The following is an 18,293-nucleotide window of genomic DNA, read 5'->3' as shown; positions in this document are numbered from 1 at the left end:
GAGGGTACACTCGTTTCCATGCCGAACACGCAAGTTAAGCTCCGAGATGTCGATGATACTGCACGGGAGACTGTGTGGAAAAGTAGATAGTCGCCAATTTAAAGCATTAAGTTTTAGTACTTAGTGCTTTTTTATTTTATAGAAAAATTCCTCAAGCAAGTAAATGCCCTAAATGAACATTCACTTACTTGAGGGATTAATTTTTTTAATTTTTTTTCCATCACTTAAGAGTACAATTGTTCCATCAATATCTGTTCTATATATAGTATAGTTTCTCTTTTTAAACTCAGATAGTATTTCTTTATGCGGGTGACCATAATCATTACCTTTGCCAGCACTTATAACGACTGTTTTAGGAGAAACTTTATCTAAAAAGCCTGAAGATGATGAAGAGGAGCTTCCGTGATGCCCAACCTTTAAAACATCTGCAGATATATCGAAGTTATTTGTTAATATTTCATCTTCGCTTAATTTTTCTGCATCTCCCATAAATAAAAATTTGGTATTTCCATAGGTTAATTTTATAACGGCAGAATAATTATTAATTTCCTCATAGTTTTTACTATTAGGAGCCAGCATTTCACAAATTGTATTGTCTCCAAGGTTAAACTTTACTCCTGCAGTAGCTATTTTTATTTTCTTATCTTTAAGAGCAGAAATCATATTTTCAAAGCTTTTTGTAGTATTAGTTTTTTTGGGTGCATAAAAATCAATAATAGAAAACTTTTTTATTATATCGCTCATACCTCCTATATGGTCTTCATGTGGATGAGTTGCAACGACATAATCTAATTTCTCAACTCCTTGTTGCTTTAGATAAGATATTACTTTATCACTGTCGGATTTGTTACCTGCATCTATAAGCATGTTTTTATTATTCACTTGTATTAGTATACTGTCCGCTTGACCTACATCAATATAATGTACAAGTAAGTTATTATTAGAAGAATTATTAGAGCTGTAGGAAGTAGATTCCTTTTTAATATTACTGCAGTTAGTAAGTGTTATTATCAAAAAAAGAGATAACAGAATGAATTTAAAATGTTTCCTAGGAAATATCAAATATTATCACTCCTTTTATAATCTCTATACATACTATCATATATGTGTTAGGCTTGCAATAAAAAGCAGTAATTAGTATAATGAACTATATAAAAGAAAGGAATAGGGGGTAAAGTGATGCCTTATTTATGGATAGTTTATGGTATTTATTTTATTATAAAATTATATATTAAGCGATTTAAGCTTGAGTATTTAAGGAAAAAAATGAACAAGGAAGAAACAGATTTATATATTGCCAATGAGGTAAGAGGATTGGCAAAAAGTCTTGTTAAGGCAACAGGCTCAAGGGTAAATGTAGTTGGAGCTGAAAATATACCAGAAGGAAGCTGCGTTTTTGTAGGAAACCATCAAGGTAATTTTGATATATTAGTTATGCTTGGTTATTTAAATAAGTCAATGGGATTTATAGCAAAAAAGGAATTAGAAAAGCTTCCAGGAGTTAATTATTGGATGAAACAAATTCACTGTGTATTTATGGATAGAGAAGATTCAAGAGATTCAGTTAGGTCTATATTAGAAGGTATTGAAAATCTTAAGAATGGATATTCTATGGCAATTTATCCAGAGGGAACAAGAAGTCAAGGATCACATATGCTGGAATTTAAAAAGGGGGCAATGAAGCTTGCTACTAAAGCTGGTGTTCCTATAGTACCTGTTACTATAAATGGAACTTACAAAATTTTTGAGATACACAAGGGAAAAAAGACTAAAGCTGCAGATGTTGATGTTATAATATCAAAACCAATTTACACAAAAGAGCTGTCTAAAGAAGAGCAAAATAATCTTTCAGAATATGTAAAATCTATAATAGAAGAAAACTTAAAAAGTCTAAAATAAGTTATATCCCCATGATTAAATACATGGGGATATAATATTTTGCATTAATTTAATTTATATTTAAAACTACAACCTTAGGTCTGCTCATAGCTTCTATACTGTAGCGAATACCTTGTGTTCCTAGGCCAGAAGCTTTTACTCCTAGGAAAGGGAAATGGTCTGGACCTCTTTCAGTCTTATTATTGATGTGAACTGTACCCACTTCTAGTTTGTCTGCAACATAGAAAGCTTCTTTAATATTTTGTGTAAATACTGAAGCTTGCAGTCCGTATTGAGATTTATTAGCTATAGCGATGGCTTCATCAACATTTTGTACTCTTATTACAGGAAGAATTGGTCCGAAAGGCTCTTCCCAAGCCAGTCTCATAGCTGTAGTTACATAATCAAATAAAGTAGGATAAATTAAGTTTCCTTCTCTTTTATTGCCAATAATTAATTTGGCTCCTTTGTTAATAGCATCATCAATCAATTCCTGAACAAAATCTGCGGCTGCACTGTTTATAAGAGGAGTTATTTTTGCACCTTCCTTTGGAGCTCCTACTTTTAATTTGGTTATTTCCTGCGTCATATTCTGGATTAGCTTATCAGCAACAGCTTCAAGTGCAAGAACTCTTTTAACTGCAGTACATCTTTGACCAGAATAGTTATAGGCACCAGAAACTATGAGTTTTGCAGCTTCGTTTAAATCTGCATCTTCTAAAACTATAGCTGCATCCTTGCCTCCTAACTCCATAAGCATAGGAACCATTCCGGCAATTTCTGCTATATGTTTTCCTACTTCAGTGCTTCCAGTGAAGTTAATAAAATTTATATCTTTATGTGTAATTAAATAATCTCCTATTTCAGAGCTTTTACCTGTAATTGTATTTAATATGCCTTTAGGCAGGCCAGCTTTATTGAATGTCTCTGCTAAATACAGTGCACTAATTGCACCTTGAGTAGGTGGTTTTAGTATTACACTATTCCCAGCAATAAGTGCTGGAGCAATCTTTGAAGCAGATAAATTAATTGGATAATTAAAAGGTGATATGGCAAGCACCACACCAACAGGAACTCTATAAACAACAGAAACTCTGTCTCTTTTAAAACCTGGAAAATTGTCTGAGAGTATAGTTTCTCCTTGCATATGTTTTCCTTCATCTGCAGTAAATCGTATAAAATCAGCTGTTCTTTTAATTTCTGATTGAGAAGACTCAATATCCTTAGCTATTTCTAGCTGCAGTATTTGAGACAGTTCATCAGCATTTTCTTCAATAATTGCTGCAGCTTTATGAAGTATAGAGGCTCTTTCACTTATAGGTAAATTACCCCATGCTTTCTGTGATTCTTTTGAATTTTTTATAATCTCATCTACTTCTTCTTTTGTTAATGCTTGAATTTTCCCAACTAGAGAATTATCTACAGGGGATAGAATTTCTATTGTTTTATTATTACGAGAATTAATCCACTCTCCGTTATATAAAATTTTATATATTTCATTGTCGCATATTTTTTCAAACATAGTAAAGCTCACTCCTATCTTTTCTAAAGATAGTATGAGCCTAATATGTAATAATTATAAAACATTATATGTATTTATGTATTATTGTATTAACATTTATTGTATAATAGATTTATATGCTTTAAATGCAGATTTTCTATTAATTTGCTTCTCTTATGAATTTTTAAAATAATTATCGATAATTTTTTCAGCCATCCTTTTTTGAGTATTTGCTGAAGCAACGAGCATTAGAACTGATAAAATTAAAGTGATTAAATCCCTGTCTTCTGTTTTTATTTCAGATGCTTTTTCGCTTACAACTTCAAGTTTATCTCTAAACCAGCGATTAGATTCATTTAATTGAAGTTTGTTAAGATCTAAAAATGAAGAATATAAATCTTCTAATGGAAATTTACCTTTATCTTCAGAAATACTTTTTATAATAGGAGATAATATTAAACCTAGATCGTTAATTGAAAGTATTTGTTTAAGATTGTATATTAATGAAAGCAGCATTATTTGTTCTTTTGAATACTTTTTTCCTTTTATTGGTAAAAGGAGCTTTGCTTTTGCATAATTATTTATCATCGTCTTTGTAAGTATTTTTTCATTTTTATCTCTTTTTAAGCTTTGCAGTTTTTCATCAAAAAAAGTTGTTACTTGGTCCATGTACAGGTCAACACATGGAATCTCTGAAGGTTTAAATTCATCTATGGTACATACATCCTCAATTAACTGTATTAAATTTTCTTTATTTATATTCATTTAAATCACTCCTAAGCATCATAAAACGTAACTTTTATGATTTGATAGTATTTAAAACTACTGTATATAGTATAATGTTTATTAATAATAATAACAAGATAATAACTTGATATTTTCATGCAAGAAGTACTGGTAAATATAAAACTGGAGCTGATAAAAACATGTACTTTAATTGAAAAGTACAGTATAATTTAAGAGTTAATACTTGATTTTTGTTTTTTGTTGTGTTGAAATTAATAGGAGAATTAAAAGAAAAAGGTGGTAATTATGAGCAGCAATGTTTTAAAAGACTTAAAGCCTTATGAAGTGTTTAAATTTTTTGAGGAAATTACTCAAATACCAAGAGGTTCAGGAAATGAAAAAGAAATAAGTGATTATTTGGTAGCTTTTGCAAAAGAGCGTAATTTAGAAGTAATACAAGATGAAGCACTAAATGTTATAATTAAAAAATCAGGAACCGCTGGATATGAAAAAGCCCCAACGGTTATACTTCAAGGCCATATGGATATGGTTAATGAAAAAAATCAAAATACAAAACATGATTTTACTAAAGACCCGTTGAAGTTGAGAGTAGAAGGGGATATGATATATGCTACAGGCACTACTCTTGGCTCAGATAATGGTATTGCTATAGCTTATGCTCTTGCACTTTTAGATTCTAAAGATATACCTCATCCGCCTATTGAAGTTTTATTAACTACAGATGAAGAAACAGGTATGAGTGGAGCAAGAGCCTTAAATCCAGAGCATTTAAAAGGAAGAATATTAATAAACATGGATTCTGAAGAAGAAGGACAGCTATTGGTAAGCTGCTCTGGTGGAGTGAGAACAAGAGCAGCTCTTAAGATAAATTGGGAAAAGGCTGATGAAAATCTTATTTCTGCAGAGCTTAGAGTAAGGGGCTTAAAAGGCGGACATTCAGGTATGGAAATAAATAAAGGCAGAGGAAATTCAAATAAGATATTAGGCCGTATTCTCTATGATATTTATACTTTTGTAGATTTTCAATTGGTTTCATTAAAAGGCGGTGCTAAGGATAATGCTATTCCTCGTGAGGCAGATGCTTTAATAGTATTAAAGAAAGAGGATGCTGAAAAGGTTCAAGAAAAAGTACATATTTGGAACAGTATACTTAAAAATGAGTTTAGAATATCAGATGCTGATGTAAATATACAATTTGAAATTGTTTCTAAAAAGTATGAAAAAGTATTTTCTAAGGAAACAACCAAGAAGGTTATTGGATTGTTAAACCTAATTCCTAATGGAGTTCACAGCATGAGCATGGAGATATCTGGTTTAGTTCAAAGTTCTACTAATCTTGGAGTAATAAAAACTGATGAAGAATTAGTGCATTTTGACAGTGCTACAAGAAGTTCAGTTAAGAGTTTAAAAGAAAATATTGTAAATACTGCAAAAATAGCAGCAGAAGCTTTTGGTGCAGAATTTTGGACAGAATCAGATTATCCAGAATGGGAGTATGATGCAAATTCAAATATTAGAAATTTATTTGTAAAAGTATATAATAATCTTTATGGCAAGGATCCAGAAATTGTAGCAATACATGCAGGAGTTGAATGCGGACTTTTTAAAGAAAAATTTAATGATATAGATATGATATCTTTTGGACCAAATTTATATGATGTTCATACTCCTGATGAGCATATGAGCATATCTTCAGTTCAAAATACATGGAATTATCTGCTTTCAGTGCTTAAAGAGATAAAATAAGAAATTGCCTCGCATATTAACAGTGCGGGGTTTTATTTTTTGTAATAATTTAATTCAAGCAGTATAACCTATATATGAACAAATATTTTAAAGGTGGTGTTATTATTGAATAAAGCAATTTTTTTAGATAGAGATGGTGTAATAAATGATAATTCTAAAAAGCACGTAAATAAGCCTGAAGATTTAATAATTTATGACGGAGTAAAGGAAGCATTAAAAAAAGCTTATGATAATAATTATGATTTGTTTATAGTAACAAATCAAGGTGGAATTGAGATGGGACATTTAACTGAGAAACAATTGGAGGCTATTCATGATAAAATGATAGAGGAGCTTGAACCTTATTGTAAGTTTAAAGAAATAAAATATTGTCCTGATTTTAATAGAGAATCAAATTGCAGAAAACCAAAGCCAGGTATGATATTAGAGCTTGCTGAAAAATACGATATTGATTTAAAAAACAGCTGGATGATTGGCGATATGGATACAGACATTGAAGCTGGAATTGCTGCTGGCTGTAAGACTGCAAAAATAGGAAGATTAAATGAAAATGCAGATGTAAATGGAAAAAATCTTTATGAGGTTATAAATAAAATAATTTAGTTTTTATGTCTATAAATTACTATTTAATCAAACTTTACGAAAAACACTAAGTCCTATATAATATTAATGACAGAATGTTATTTTATGGTTAGAACTATTTAATATAAAAAATATCTTGGTAGAGAACATAAATCTAAGTTGATTAATAGTACAAAATATTAATAAAATTAGTAAAGTTAATGATTATATGTTATAATTTTATTCAATACTTATAAAAGATTATTGTATATCATGAGATTCAAAGGGGGATTTTTTTAATGGAAAGTGAGCCTGATAGTATTTTGCTTCAATTGCTGCTTATTTTTATCTTAGTACTTGTAAATGCTTTTTTTGCAGCCAGTGAAATGGCTGTTATATCTTTAAATAAGACTAAGATAAATTATATGGCTGGCGAAGGAAATAATAAAGCGAAATTACTAGTCAAACTCTTGGAAGAACCAAGTAAATTTTTGGCTACAATACAGGTTGGAATAACTTTTGCTGGCTTTCTTGCCAGTGCATCAGCAGCTGTAAGTATATCTGAGCAGCTTTCAAAGCTGATAAATAAAATAGGTATTTCATATATTACTGCATTTAGCAGCCAAATATCTTTAGTACTTGTAACCATAGCTTTGTCATTTATAACACTGGTGCTTGGAGAGTTGCTTCCTAAAAGAATAGCATTGCAAAATTCTGAAAGTATAGCCATGTTTGCAGTAAGGCCTATAGTTTTTATATCAAAAATTACTCTTCCTTTTGTTAAAGTGCTTACGGTGTCTACAAATTTGTTTGCCAGAATTTTTAATGTTCATTCTGAAAGAACAGAAGAAGAAGTAACAGAAGAAGAAATAAGAATGATGATAGATGTAGGGGAAGAAAATGGAGTACTGAATGAAACAGAAAAAGAAATGATAGATGGGATTTTTGAATTTGATAATACCTTGGCTAAGGAAATTATGACTCATAGAACTGATGTATTTGCAATAAATATTAATAGTCCTATAGAACAAATTATAGATGAGGTTTTAGAAGAGCAGTATTCAAGAATTCCAGTTTATGAAGATGAATTAGATAATATTATAGGCATACTCTTCATGAAGGATTTATTTATTGAACTTAGAAAAAAGAAAATAGAAGACATATCTATAAGAAATTTATTAAGACCAGCATATTTTGTACCTAAAACTAAAAATACTGATATACTTTTTAGAGAGCTTCAAAAAAGTAAAAATCATATGGCAATACTTATAGATGAATACGGTGGTTTTTCTGGTATTGTAACAATCGAAGATTTAATAGAAGAAGTTATGGGAAATATATTTGATGAATATGATGAAGATTATGAATCTAGCGAGTATATTCAAAAGCTTGACAATGATACTTATATAGTTAATGGTATGGTAAGTATTGATGAAATCAATGAAACTTTAGAAATTAATCTTCCTTCTGAGCATTTTGATACTGTAGGCGGATTTGTTATAGATCTTATTGGAAGTATACCAAAAGAAAATGAAGAACATATAGTTAAATATGAAAATTTAGTATTTAAAGTGGAAAAAGTAAATGAAAAAAGAATAGAGCTTTTAAAAATATGCAGGCAATAATGTATTGACAGATAGATTAAGTATTTTTATTTTTTAAATAATCAAAGCGTACGGACAATAAGCTTTATAAAAAGCCTGAGGAAGTATTAAAAAAATTAATAAAATATGTAAATAAAAAACTGTAATAAATTTTTTATGTTAACATATTTATAAATTGTATTTATAATTTTCAGGAGGCAAAAATGCCAGGAGATATTTCAAAGCATACTAATTACATTATTAAATTACCATATCCAGAACCTAAGATAGAAATTCAGAATGTACAGTATGCAAACCTTCTTCTAGAAGATTATGCAGGAGCGGTAAGTGAGTTTACTGCAATAAACCTTTATGTATATCAGCACATTGTAAGTGAAGGGAATTATGATGATTATGCTGAGCTTATAGGTGGAGTATCAATGGCTGAAATGAAACATCTTGAACTTTTAGGCGAAACTATCAAGCTGCTGGGAGTCAAACCTATTTATATTAATTCTGCATGTCCGCCTGGAGAACTTTGGTCGCCTATTTATGTGAACTTTACAACACATATAAAAGAGATGCTTAGAGAAGATATTCAGGCAGAGAGTAAGGCAATAGAAACATACAAATATCATATATCAATAATAGGAGATAAATATATAAAGCAGCTGCTTGAAAGAATAATTCTTGATGAGGAACTGCACTTAAAACTTTTTATGGATATGTTTAAAAAATACAATAATATAATTTGATACAGTAAAGGCATCTAGCTGTAAATAAGCTAAATGCCTTCATTATTTTGAAAGATTTGGCTCCAATATCGTATCATTTTAGTTCCCCATTTTATGGTAGGCTCCTCAAGAGGCATATTGTAAGCAAGCTTTAAAGAAGATTCCAGCATATTTACTAAAGCACCATAGTTTGCAACTAGAGAACCAGATACTCTGGGATTTACTTCTATTAGTTTAGGATGCCCTTCTTTTGAATATTTAAATTGTAGATTTATGTTATAGGAAAGATTGAGAGCAGATATTATTTTCTTTGAATATTGAATTATTTTATCATTTTTCTCAATAATTGATACAGTAGCAACTCCCAGGGTAGTCTCTACTCTCTGGCGTGTAATACATATATAGGTTATGCCGTTTTTGCACACGCAATCTACGCTGTATTCCTTTCCTGGAAGATATTCTGAAACTATAAGCTGGGGTATTTTATCTATTTTTTTAATCTGATTTAAGTAAGAAGGAAGATCTATTTTCAAAGCGGCGGAAGAGTCGCTAAAGATATTAACTTTTTCTGCAGTTATTATTCTAAAGCCCTTTCCTCCTTCTCCATTTACTGGTTTTATACAAACAGGCACATTAGGATAACCAAGCTGAAAAGCTGCATCTTTTATAGAATCAATTGAAGATATAGGTATATATTTAGGTATAAAATCTTCATTTTTAAAAAAGTTATAAAGATTAACTTTATTGTTTGCTATTTTAAGCTTTTCAATATCTTCTGTTACTAAAACTTTTATACCTAGGTTGTTAAAACGATGAATATTTTCTGATATTAAAATTAGTTCATCGCTATACTGAGGTATTATGGTAGTAACGTTTTCGCATCTGCAAACATCTATCATGCTGTCAATGTATTTTGAATCTTTAACTTTGGGTAATATGTATTTCTTACCTGTAATGAGAAATCCGCAAGCATCTGCATCATCTACGTCAGTAGTTATTACATTTATGTTAAAGGCCTTTGCCTGTTTCAGCATCTCTATATCAGACACGGTACCCATGCTTTTTGATATAGTCCACAATACTTTCAAGTCCAATTGTGAAAACCTCCTAGCATTATTTAAATATAGTAATAACATATCATAAATTGGAAATAAATCAAGATTTATAATTGCTTAAACAAATAATAATTAATATTGTATACTATTAGATATTAATGATATAATTAACAGTATAAAATAAAAGTAAAAATGTGTAGTTTTGGTAGAATATATATTGATAAAATTTTTTTATACATATTTAAATACATAGGAGAGGATAAAATGGATAAGGAAATAAAAGATTTAGACTTGCTTATAATAGGTGGGGGCCCAGCTGGACTTACAGCTGCAATATATGCGTCTAGAGCAAAAATGAATATGATTCTGCTTGAAAATCAGCTTTTAGGCGGGCAGGTTAGAAACAGTGATACTATAGAGAATTATCCCGGGTTTAAAAAAATAACAGGCAGCGGTTTAGCTGATATAATGACTGAACAGGCAAAAGAACTAGGAGCTAAAGTAGAAAGCTTCAGTAAAATAGTTAATGTTAAATTGACTGATGAAGAAAAGATTATAGAAACAAAAAAATATATTTACAAACCTAAGGCAGTAATTATAGCTACAGGTGCAACACCAAAGAAGCTTCCAATTCCTAATGAGGAAAAGTACTCAAGCAGAGGAGTTCATTACTGTGCTGTATGTGATGGTGCAATTTATGAAGGAAGTACAATTGGGGTTGTAGGTGGAGGAAATTCTGCTCTTGAAGAGGCTCTGTTTCTTACGAAATTTGCTTTAAAGGTTATAATGATTAGAAGATATGATTACTTTAAAGGTGAAAAAGCAACAATAGATGAAGTATTAAAAAATCCTAAAATTGAGGTTATGTATAATTGGGACTTAATTAATGTTGAAGGTGATGACTTTGTAAACAAAGCAATTATAAAGAATGTAAAAACTGGTGAAGAGAAGACTATAGAGCTTAATGCTGTTTTTGGATATATTGGAACAGAACCTAAAACAGAGCTGTTTAAGAATTATTTAAAGCTTACATCTCAAGGGTACATTTTAACAGATGAAAGTATGCAGACTAATATAAAAGGAGTATATGCCGCAGGAGATGTAAGAGAAAAACAGTTCAGACAGATAACAACAGCAGTTGCAGATGGAACAATAGCAGCACTATCAGCTGAAAAGTATATCATTGAAAAGAATAGATAAAGTTAAAATATATTAATATTTTAACAAATAAAAGGATGTCTTTTGTAAAATAACAGGGACATCCTTTTAAAGTTTTATAAGTTTTTAAGGCAGTATAAAAATTGAGAATATAATTTACTTAAAATGAAATTTATATAGTAACAGAACGCTTAGAATATAATAAAAAGCATATTAAAAAGCTCAGTAATTGAATAATTAAGCTATGATGAAAGTTAATTTTACTAAGGAACTTTTAAGATTTTGCAATTTCATCACAATTACACCACTATTTAAACAAAATGATTAGTTATTATAAAAATGTACCAAGGAGATGGTATCTAAAATAAATAATTAGGAGGAATTGAAATGAAAAAGAAAAGCGTTATTTCTGCGTTAGTACTTACTATGGCAATAGGAATGGGAGCAACTGCATATGCTGCATCTGCAGATACTACATCTGCAGGTACAACTGGACAAAGATTAGGATTAGGTAGAATTACATCTATGAGAGGATATGAGTATATAACAAATATCCTTAAAAGCAAGTTAGGTTTATCAGATGCGGAAATAACAAACTCTACTAATTCAGGAAAAACACTTTATAATTTAGCAATTGAAAAAGGAATGACTCAGGAACAGTTAAAGACAGCTTTACTTGAAGAGAGAACAAAAGCAATAGATGAAGTTGTAGTAAAAGGTACAATTACAAAGGAAGAGGGAGAAAAGTTAAAAGAGAATTTAAAAACAAATATGCAAAACTGTACTGGAAATTTTGGTCAAGGTAGACTTCAAGGACGTGGGCAAACGGGGAAAGGTCAAGGACGAGGATGTTTGGCAGTTCAAAATAGTGGAACTGTTGAATAATTTAGTAGTAGCTGAATAAAATAATTATTCAGCTACTACTAAATTACTTTATTTTGTTCTTATATTTTAATTTTGAAATACCTTGAGTCATAGTTCCCATAGGACAATATACACACCAGGAACGAGGTTTGTATAAAAGCATTGTTGATACACCTAATATTGTGGAAGTCAACATTATGCTATAAAAACCAAAAGCAAATTGAGCTATCCAGGGTGAAACAAAGCTAGTATTTACCCATTGCCACGGCATTTTCCATGTCCAAAGAATAGTTACAACTTCTTTTAAATTTTTAGTTCCTGCAAAAACCAGGTATGTGCTAAAAATCATGTTTCCAAACATAAACATAAAAAATGCTAAAAATCCATATCTAAACCATTTGGATTTTAAAAAGTTAGGCATAGGTTTGTTTCTTGATAGTTTATATTTAGTACCTAGAAGATAAAAAAGCTGACCTCTACCACAGTATTTATTGCAGTAAATTTTTCCGCCACCAAAGAAAGTAATAATTAATGGAACAATGAAGCATATTATACCTATCCAGGCAAAAAGTATGTTAAAAATACCTAGAAATAAATAAATTAATGATACAAAATATAAATATTCATACCAGGATTTCATTTTCTTATTAACCATATTACTTCACCTCTTCCTTTGTAATAATTTCTATTACAGAAGCAGGACATTCTTTAACACATTTTGAGCACCCCACGCATTTTTGTTCGTCAACTTCTGCAAAAACACCAGCAACAATTTTGATTGCTCCTAGTGGACATACATTTGCACAAGTTCCACAAGCCACACAATTATTTTTGTCTACTTGGGCTTTTCTTTTTAAAATTTTCTTTTTAGTTTCTATACTCATAGCTACCTCCAAATACAAAATATACCCTACATAGGTATTATATACAGAAAAATGTTTTTTGTATACATACCTTGCAGGGGTATATCAAGATTATTTAAAATTAGCTTGAAATTTCTTTTGAAAACTAGTTTTTTTAAGTGATTTTAATGGTTTTTACTATTAATTATACTTTAACTGCATTTTATTATATTTTGTACTGAAGTTATAAAAATATTATATATTTAAAGTACGTATATTATATTTGGGTATAATAAAGTAGAATTCAGTTCCCTCATTAGCAGAGCTTTTAGCTCCATATTCAAAATCATGAATTTTTAAAATTTCTCTGCAGATTGGAAGACCTAAGCCCATACCACCGCTTTGTGAATTTTTATAATATTTGTCCCATATATCTTCTAATAAGTGTTGTTCTATACCTATTCCATAATCTTTTACAGATAGTTTTAAAGAATCATTTATGACGGTGGTATAGATTTCTATTTTGCTATTTTCTAAACTAAATTTGAGGGCATTATCAATAAAATTGTATAGTACCCTTTGAAGGTATTTTCTATCTGCATAGATTTCTACATGTTTAACAGAAATATCAGTTGATATATTTTTTTTGCTAATTATTGGGGTAAATTGGTTAACGCATTCACTTACAAGATCAGATAAATTAATAAATTCTTTAGATAGTGAGTAAGCACCATCTTGAAGCTTTGACAGCTGAAGTAAATCCATAACCAGAGAATTTAATCTATCCACTTCTTTAATAATCTCATAAGCATATTTTTTAGTGTTTTTTTCATCAATTATTCCATCTGATACTGCTTCACTATAGCTTCTAATTACACTTAAAGGAGTTTTAAAATCATGTGATACATTTGCAATAAAATCTCTTTGAAGCTGATATTTCTTTTTTAAACTTACAGCCATTTGACTAAGATTTTCAGATAATGTTTCTATTTCATCATTAGTATTTACAATGCAGTCTACATCAAAGTCTCCTTTAGATATTGATGAGGCTACTTTTTGTAATTTTAGTATAGGTCTTGTAAATTTTTTGCCCACATAAGATATTAATGGAATTGAAAGTAAAACTGCTGATATAAATATAAAAAACAAAATAATATAAATTACTCTTAGATAATCTGAGGAATATTTGTTGTTTTGAAAAACTACAATGTCTCCTAAATCAGTTTGCAGTTTATAATATAAAAACTCAGCCCCCATACCATTTTGGAAAACACCTTTAGTTTTAAAGTTATTTTCACTTGCAGAACGTAAAAATGGCATCATACCCATTTTGCCATGAGTTAAAGGCGTAATAGTATTACCATTTATAAGTATTCCGCTTATATCTGTATCAGTAATTTGTTTATCAGTAATTAAAGAATTGTATACATTTTCAGCAGAAGATTGTAAACTGTTATACTGCTGTTCTAGATAAAATTTATACAGAAAAATACTGCTTGATATAAGGCTTATGGCAAGAATAAAGATATTTATAAGCATAAAATATTTTATAAGTTTTATTGTTATTTTTTCCATAAATGCTCCCTTCAAGAAAATTGCATATAAGCTTATACTGTTTAATAATAGTTAGTTTAATGTTAAGGTACTAACTTATATCCCACTCCCCATACAGTTAAAAGATGAGTTTCGCAAAACTTTATTTTTTCTCTTAGCTTTTTTATATGAGTATCAACAGTTCTTGAATCACCTATAAAATCATAACCCCAGACCGTATTTAAAAGTTGTTCTCTATTAAAAACCTGTCCTGTGTTTTTACTTAAAAATAGCAAAAGATCAAATTCTTTAGGGGTTAGAGAAATAGGTTTATTATTTTCAAGTACTTCTCTGCTTTCTTCATGTATAGTTAAGTTGTTAAAATTCAGGGATTTTCCAGGATTAGCTTTTGCATTAATTCTTAGATTAACACGGAGAACTAGTTCTCTCATGCTGATTGGTTTAACCATGTAGTCATCAGCACCTAATTCTAACCCAAATATTCTATCATCTTCTTCTCCTCTTGCAGTTGTTAGTATAACTGGAGTATTACCTAACGATTTAATTTTTCTAAGTAGTGCCCAACCGTCTTTACCAGGAAGCATAATATCAAGAATTATTAAATCGAATGTATTATTGTTTATTATGTCTTCAGCAGTTCTGCCATCAGAAACAGAGACTACATCATAATTTTCTTTTTTTAAATATAAAGTCATTACTTCGGATAGCTTAGTTTCATCTTCAACTAAAAGTATTTTTTTATTCATAATAGAACCTGCCTTATTATTTTATAATCTACTTAATATTATAATCATATTTTATATATTTGACTAAAAAATGTTTTAAATGTGATGAATTTGTGAAAATTTTCAGGTAAAAAGTTGTCATAGAGTACAATAACATCAATTAATATTAGCTACCCTTTAAAAAACAGGTTTTTTAAAGATGTATTTAATTATTGATATAGTATTCTGTAGTATAATAAATATGGATGTATATATTGACAAAAACTGTATAAAATAATATAATACAGTGTAAATATTTATATTAAAATTCATTGATAAGAAGAGTACTTTTTTAGAGTTCTTAAAGCGAGCAGGGGAGGGTGGAAGCCTTGCAGAATATAAAAGAGGAAGAGAGCCTTTGAGAAGCTGCCGGAAGCTGATTGTGTGTATGGTAAGCCGTTGACTGCGTTAAAGTTTAGAGTGGATATAAATATTTTTTATTTATATCAACTAGAGTGGTACCACGGTTGTTATGCCCGTCTCTATATTTTTAGGGACGGCTTTTTTATTTGTATACTTTAAAAGGAGATGATTTTATGGATTATAAAGCATTGATTGCACAAAGAATTAAAGAACATGTAGATTTAGAGTTTAATCTTATAGAAAGACTTATTGAAATTCCGCCAAGACCAGAGATGGGGGATTTTGCATTCCCTTGTTTCCAGCTTTCCAAGGTACTTAGAAAAGCACCAAATATGATTGCATCAGACCTTAAAGATAAGATAAATAAGGAGGGCTTTGAAAAGGTTGAAAATCTTGGGCCATATTTAAACTTTTTTATGGATAAAGCTTCTTTTATTAAGGAAATTTTAGAAAAGGTTCAGGCTGAAGGAGATAAATATGGTTCTTCAAAAATAGGAGAAGGAAAAAATGTTATAGTTGAGTACTCTTCACCAAATATTGCTAAAAACTTTCATGTTGGACATCTTACTACAACTGTTATAGGAAACTCACTTTATAGAATGATGAACTTTGAAGGTTATAAGGCTATTGGAGTAAATCATCTAGGTGACTGGGGTACGCAGTATGGAAGACTGATTGCAGCTTATCATAGATGGGTAGATAAAGAAGCTCTGCAGAAAAATGCTATTCGTGAGCTTGAAAGGTTATATGTTAAGTTTTATGATGAAGCTGAAAAGGATCCTTCCTTAGAGGATGTTGCAAGAAAGCATTTTAAAAATCTTGAAGATGGATGTGAAGAGGAAGTAAAGCTTTGGAATGAATTTAAGGAGCTAAGCTTGAAGGAATTTAAGAGAGTTTACGATATGTTAAATGTTAATTTTGATTCCTATGCTGGAGAGAGCTTTTACAGCGATAAAATGGATGCAGTAGTTGAGGAAATAGAGCTAAAAGGACTTCTAACTGAAAGTAATGGTGCTAAGGTTGTAATGCTTGATGAGTATAACATGCCTCCATGTATAATTAAGAAGTCTGACGGAGCTACTATATATGCAACGAGAGATTTGGCTGCTGCTTTTTATAGAAAGAAAACCTATGACTTTTACAAGAATATTTATGTTGTTGGAAGTTCACAGGCTTTGCACTTTAAGCAGGTATTTACTACTATAAAGCTTATGGGATATGATTGGGCAGATGATTGTAAGCATGTTGGTTTTGGATTGGTTAAATTTGCAGAAGGGAAATTCTCTACAAGAAGTGGTAATGCTATTTATTTGGAGGAGCTTTTAAATGAGGCAGTAGTAAAAGCTTTAGAGGTTATTAATGAAAAAAATCCTAATTTAGAGAATAAAGAAGAAGTTGCTAAAAAAATCGGAATAGGTTCTATAGTATTTACCTACCTTAAAAATAACAGAGAAAAGGATATTATTTTTGATTGGAAAGAAATGCTTAACTTCGAAGGGGAAACAGGACCATATGTTCAATATACTTATGCAAGAGGAAGGAGCATATTAAGAAAGGCAGGAGAGGTTACAGGAAGTATTAATTATAGTAAGATAACCTCTGCAGAGGAATTTGAACTTGTTAAGCTTATTTCAAGATTTCAGGATGTGGTGCTTTTTGCAATAGATAAACTTGAGCCTTCAATTGTTACAAGACATATTATAGAAATCTCAAAGGCCTTTAATAAATTTTATAATGCACATAGTATATTAAATTCAGAGGATGAAGAGGTTAAAAATACAAGGCTGAAACTAGTTGAAGCTGCTTGTCAAGTAATTAAAAATGGTTTATATATTATAGGGATAGACGTAGTAGAAAAAATGTAATATTGACTTCATAGAGTTTACTTAATAAACTCTATGAAGTTTTTTATTTAAAAAACTAAGTTTTTGTTATATAATTTTTACAAAGGAAACTTTATACCTTGGAGGAAAAGATGCTTATTAAAGAATATAAAGATGAAATTAAAATTGAATCACATATAGTTAAAAAATATAATATGCATGATATAGCTTACTTCGATATAGAAACTACTGGATTTGATAAGGACAAGGATTATATTATTCTTATATCCTTAGGGTATTTTGATGAAGAAGGATTTTATAATATTAAGCAGTATTATGCAGAGGAGCTTCATGATGAAGCAGAGGTGCTAAATGTTTTTGCTTCGGATTTAGCTAAGTTTAATAAATGGTGTTCTTATAATGGTATGGCTTTTGATGAGCCTTTTATTATTAAGAGAATGGAAAAATATAATACTTTTTTTACTTCTCCTGTTGAACACATAGATTTATACAGGCTTATAAGACCTTACTACAAACAGTTAGGAATGGATAGATGTAATTTAAAATCTGTTGAAAAGTTTTTAGGAGTGCATAGGGAAGATCAGATAGACGGCGCTATGAGTGTAGAACTGTACTATAAGTATTTAGAAACAAAAGATGAGGAACTTAAAGATATTATAATGCTTCATAATTATGAAGATGTCTTAAATCTTCCTAAGATTTTTAAGCTTATTTTTGATGTTGAAAATAATAGTGAGCTTGTAAGAGAGGATTGTATAACAGAAAAACAGCTTAAGTTTCTAAAAAGTTTGATTAATAAACATAATATTATATTATCTTATGATGTTGAGAAAATATCAAAAAAATCCGCAGCTAAAATTATTGATTTAATACTTAAAGGGAATAGAAACAGTGAGGAGTTAAACAACATAATATTTAGCAGCTATTAAAAAGAAGCAGGTAAATGTACCTACTTCTTTTTGTTCTCTATGGTATACTTCGGGCAGCTAGAGGAACAACTTCCACAGTTACATTCACCATTAGTGCTCTTTTTTAAATTTTTATATAATATAAATCCTGCTGCTCCTAAAACTAGAGCAGTTATAATTAGTTCATACAT

At 29.9% G+C, this 18,293-nt stretch carries 17 protein-coding genes, 1 rRNA gene, 1 pseudogene and 1 other annotated feature; of the genes and pseudogenes, 10 read left to right on the top strand and 9 right to left on the bottom strand.

Annotated features, from left to right (window positions below):
• Window positions 1–99 (top strand): 5S ribosomal RNA (gene rrf / locus M2651_RS11745); the annotation flags it as partial.
• Between the two features lie 81 nt (window positions 100–180).
• Here the strand turns inward: rrf and M2651_RS11740 are convergent.
• Complete coding sequence (locus M2651_RS11740) at window positions 181–1,062, bottom strand: ComEC/Rec2 family competence protein (RefSeq protein WP_434062149.1); 882 nt, start codon at window positions 1,060–1,062, stop codon at window positions 181–183.
• A gap of 117 nt (window positions 1,063–1,179) precedes the next feature.
• On the opposite strand from M2651_RS11740, the gene M2651_RS11735 reads away from it, so the two are divergent.
• A complete protein-coding gene (locus M2651_RS11735) occupies window positions 1,180–1,899 on the top strand; it encodes a lysophospholipid acyltransferase family protein (RefSeq protein WP_286207994.1) in 720 nt (239 codons plus the stop codon).
• Window positions 1,900–1,948: 49 nt separating this feature from the next.
• Here the strand turns inward: M2651_RS11735 and M2651_RS11730 are convergent, their stop codons facing one another.
• Together M2651_RS11730 and M2651_RS11725 are read right to left on the bottom strand one after the other, a co-directional pair.
• On the bottom strand, window positions 1,949–3,400 hold the full coding sequence (locus M2651_RS11730; protein WP_252132540.1) for an NADP-dependent glyceraldehyde-3-phosphate dehydrogenase: 1,452 nt from the start codon (window positions 3,398–3,400) through the stop codon (window positions 1,949–1,951).
• Between the two features lie 153 nt (window positions 3,401–3,553).
• Window positions 3,554–4,144 carry a DUF1836 domain-containing protein gene (locus M2651_RS11725; RefSeq protein ID WP_252132539.1) on the bottom strand — a complete coding sequence of 197 codons (591 nt, stop codon included), beginning with the start codon at window positions 4,142–4,144 and terminating at the stop codon, window positions 3,554–3,556.
• A gap of 267 nt (window positions 4,145–4,411) precedes the next feature.
• Here M2651_RS11725 and M2651_RS11720 point away from each other — a divergent pair, with 267 nt between their 5' ends.
• From M2651_RS11720 to M2651_RS11705, 4 genes are all read left to right on the top strand, one after another.
• A complete protein-coding gene (locus M2651_RS11720) occupies window positions 4,412–5,872 on the top strand; it encodes an aminoacyl-histidine dipeptidase (protein ID WP_252132538.1) in 1,461 nt (486 codons plus the stop codon).
• Window positions 5,873–5,968: 96 nt separating this feature from the next.
• On the top strand, window positions 5,969–6,475 hold the full coding sequence (locus M2651_RS11715) for a D-glycero-alpha-D-manno-heptose-1,7-bisphosphate 7-phosphatase (protein ID WP_252132537.1): 507 nt from the start codon (window positions 5,969–5,971) through the stop codon (window positions 6,473–6,475).
• A 257-nt stretch (window positions 6,476–6,732) separates the two neighbouring features.
• The gene (locus M2651_RS11710) at window positions 6,733–8,058 is read left to right on the top strand and encodes a hemolysin family protein (protein WP_252132536.1); all 1,326 of its coding nucleotides are present in this window, start codon (window positions 6,733–6,735) and stop codon (window positions 8,056–8,058) included.
• Window positions 8,059–8,240: 182 nt separating this feature from the next.
• On the top strand, window positions 8,241–8,771 hold the full coding sequence (locus M2651_RS11705) for a ferritin-like domain-containing protein (RefSeq protein WP_252132535.1): 531 nt from the start codon (window positions 8,241–8,243) through the stop codon (window positions 8,769–8,771).
• 29 nt (window positions 8,772–8,800) lie between these two features.
• Here M2651_RS11705 and M2651_RS11700 read toward each other — a convergent pair whose 3' ends face one another.
• On the bottom strand, window positions 8,801–9,844 hold the full coding sequence (locus M2651_RS11700) for an ATP-grasp domain-containing protein (protein WP_252132534.1): 1,044 nt from the start codon (window positions 9,842–9,844) through the stop codon (window positions 8,801–8,803).
• Window positions 9,845–10,069: 225 nt separating this feature from the next.
• On the opposite strand from M2651_RS11700, the gene trxB reads away from it, so the two are divergent.
• Together trxB and M2651_RS11690 are read left to right on the top strand one after the other, a co-directional pair.
• Window positions 10,070–11,005, top strand: coding sequence for a thioredoxin-disulfide reductase (trxB, locus tag M2651_RS11695; RefSeq protein ID WP_252132533.1), 936 nt, complete (start codon window positions 10,070–10,072; stop codon window positions 11,003–11,005).
• Window positions 11,006–11,350: 345 nt separating this feature from the next.
• A complete protein-coding gene (locus tag M2651_RS11690; RefSeq protein WP_252132532.1) occupies window positions 11,351–11,848 on the top strand; it encodes a hypothetical protein in 498 nt (165 codons plus the stop codon).
• 43 nt (window positions 11,849–11,891) lie between these two features.
• Here the strand turns inward: M2651_RS11690 and M2651_RS11685 are convergent, their stop codons facing one another.
• The 4 genes and pseudogenes from M2651_RS11685 to M2651_RS11670 all read right to left on the bottom strand — a co-directional run bounded on the left by M2651_RS11685 (window position 11,892) and on the right by M2651_RS11670 (window position 14,969).
• The gene (locus M2651_RS11685; RefSeq protein ID WP_252132531.1) at window positions 11,892–12,482 is read right to left on the bottom strand and encodes a 4Fe-4S binding protein; all 591 of its coding nucleotides are present in this window, start codon (window positions 12,480–12,482) and stop codon (window positions 11,892–11,894) included.
• 1 nt (window position 12,483) lies between these two features.
• Window positions 12,484–12,747 (bottom strand): annotated as a pseudogene (locus M2651_RS11680) (4Fe-4S binding protein); the annotation flags it as partial.
• A gap of 177 nt (window positions 12,748–12,924) precedes the next feature.
• The gene (locus M2651_RS11675) at window positions 12,925–14,244 is read right to left on the bottom strand and encodes a sensor histidine kinase (protein WP_252132529.1); all 1,320 of its coding nucleotides are present in this window, start codon (window positions 14,242–14,244) and stop codon (window positions 12,925–12,927) included.
• A gap of 62 nt (window positions 14,245–14,306) precedes the next feature.
• The gene (locus tag M2651_RS11670; protein WP_252132528.1) at window positions 14,307–14,969 is read right to left on the bottom strand and encodes a response regulator transcription factor; all 663 of its coding nucleotides are present in this window, start codon (window positions 14,967–14,969) and stop codon (window positions 14,307–14,309) included.
• 281 nt (window positions 14,970–15,250) lie between these two features.
• Window positions 15,251–15,474: a binding site (T-box leader), on the top strand.
• 49 nt (window positions 15,475–15,523) lie between these two features.
• Between M2651_RS11670 and argS the strand changes: the two genes are divergently transcribed.
• Together argS and M2651_RS11660 are read left to right on the top strand one after the other, a co-directional pair.
• Window positions 15,524–17,215, top strand: a complete 1,692-nt coding sequence (argS, locus tag M2651_RS11665; RefSeq protein ID WP_252132527.1) for an arginine--tRNA ligase — start codon at window positions 15,524–15,526, stop codon at window positions 17,213–17,215.
• Between the two features lie 110 nt (window positions 17,216–17,325).
• A complete protein-coding gene (locus M2651_RS11660) occupies window positions 17,326–18,123 on the top strand; it encodes a ribonuclease H-like domain-containing protein (RefSeq protein WP_252132526.1) in 798 nt (265 codons plus the stop codon).
• A 20-nt stretch (window positions 18,124–18,143) separates the two neighbouring features.
• On the opposite strand, the gene M2651_RS11655 is transcribed toward M2651_RS11660, so the two are convergent.
• Window positions 18,144–18,293, bottom strand: a complete 150-nt coding sequence (locus tag M2651_RS11655) for a FeoB-associated Cys-rich membrane protein (RefSeq protein WP_252132525.1) — start codon at window positions 18,291–18,293, stop codon at window positions 18,144–18,146.

Source organism: Clostridium caldaquaticum (assembly GCF_023806125.1).
GTDB lineage: Bacteria > Bacillota > Clostridia > Clostridiales > Clostridiaceae > Clostridium_AT > Clostridium_AT caldaquaticum.
The sequence above is the reverse complement of the archived record's forward strand: the minus strand, read 5'-3'. Positions and strand labels throughout refer to the sequence as shown.

Excerpts from the sequence above, each read along its gene's own strand:
- M2651_RS11670 (WP_252132528.1), bottom strand. The coding sequence starts at position 14,969 with ATGAATAAAAAAATACTTTTAGTTGAAGATGAAACTAAGCTATCCGAA.
- M2651_RS11655 (WP_252132525.1), bottom strand. The coding sequence starts at position 18,293 with ATGTATGAACTAATTATAACTGCTCTAGTTTTAGGAGCAGCAGGATTT.
- M2651_RS11725 (WP_252132539.1), bottom strand. The coding sequence starts at position 4,144 with ATGAATATAAATAAAGAAAATTTAATACAGTTAATTGAGGATGTATGT.
- M2651_RS11720 (WP_252132538.1), top strand. The coding sequence starts at position 4,412 with ATGAGCAGCAATGTTTTAAAAGACTTAAAGCCTTATGAAGTGTTTAAA.
- M2651_RS11660 (WP_252132526.1), top strand. The coding sequence starts at position 17,326 with ATGCTTATTAAAGAATATAAAGATGAAATTAAAATTGAATCACATATA.
- M2651_RS11675 (WP_252132529.1), bottom strand. The coding sequence starts at position 14,244 with ATGGAAAAAATAACAATAAAACTTATAAAATATTTTATGCTTATAAAT.
- M2651_RS11730 (WP_252132540.1), bottom strand. The coding sequence starts at position 3,400 with ATGTTTGAAAAAATATGCGACAATGAAATATATAAAATTTTATATAAC.
- argS (WP_252132527.1), top strand. The coding sequence starts at position 15,524 with ATGGATTATAAAGCATTGATTGCACAAAGAATTAAAGAACATGTAGAT.
- trxB (WP_252132533.1), top strand. The coding sequence starts at position 10,070 with ATGGATAAGGAAATAAAAGATTTAGACTTGCTTATAATAGGTGGGGGC.
- M2651_RS11685 (WP_252132531.1), bottom strand. The coding sequence starts at position 12,482 with ATGGTTAATAAGAAAATGAAATCCTGGTATGAATATTTATATTTTGTA.
- M2651_RS11735 (WP_286207994.1), top strand. The coding sequence starts at position 1,180 with ATGCCTTATTTATGGATAGTTTATGGTATTTATTTTATTATAAAATTA.
- M2651_RS11690 (WP_252132532.1), top strand. The coding sequence starts at position 11,351 with ATGAAAAAGAAAAGCGTTATTTCTGCGTTAGTACTTACTATGGCAATA.
- M2651_RS11705 (WP_252132535.1), top strand. The coding sequence starts at position 8,241 with ATGCCAGGAGATATTTCAAAGCATACTAATTACATTATTAAATTACCA.
- M2651_RS11710 (WP_252132536.1), top strand. The coding sequence starts at position 6,733 with ATGGAAAGTGAGCCTGATAGTATTTTGCTTCAATTGCTGCTTATTTTT.